A 438-nucleotide genomic window follows, 5' to 3' on the forward strand; every position below is an offset into this window, starting at 1 on the left:
CGCGCGTGGCGTGAGTACACGATGGAGTTTCTGAACGTTTGGCTGGTGTTGTTGGAATGCTCGCGGCGGCCGTTTTTCAGACGGCCTGCTTCAAATGCGCTGAGGGTTTGCAGCTTTGGTTGCCACCAATGGTTGTAGTGGAGGCGTGCGCCGTTGGTGTAGGTGTAGGGGTCGTTGCCTTAGAAGCGGCGTTCATGGAACGGGGTCATGCCGATATCGTTGCGCTGGTCGGCATAGCCGATGCCTGCCGAAAAGCGTGTGTTGAGGTCGTTGTAGTTGGTGTGCTTGGGATAGATTTTGCCGTAATGGTCTGCGCCTGCCGTGGCATAGAAGCCGCGGGGCAGCGACCATTTTTTTTCTGCGCCGATTTGGTAATGGATGGCAGTCGCATCGATGGGTTCGGGGAATGTCCAGCCTCGGAAGCAGTCGTCGTCGGGA

1 pseudogene is annotated in these 438 nt (G+C 57.3%); it reads right to left on the reverse strand.

Going from position 1 to position 438, the window contains the following annotated elements:
* A pseudogene (locus tag ACTHTS_RS11295) lies at positions 1-395 on the reverse strand (surface lipoprotein assembly modifier); the annotation flags it as partial.
* Positions 396-438 lie beyond the last annotated feature (43 nt).

It is taken from the genome of Neisseria sp. P0019.S003 (genome assembly GCF_051957115.1).
In the GTDB taxonomy this organism is placed as follows: Bacteria; Pseudomonadota; Gammaproteobacteria; order Burkholderiales; family Neisseriaceae; genus Neisseria; species Neisseria flavescens_D.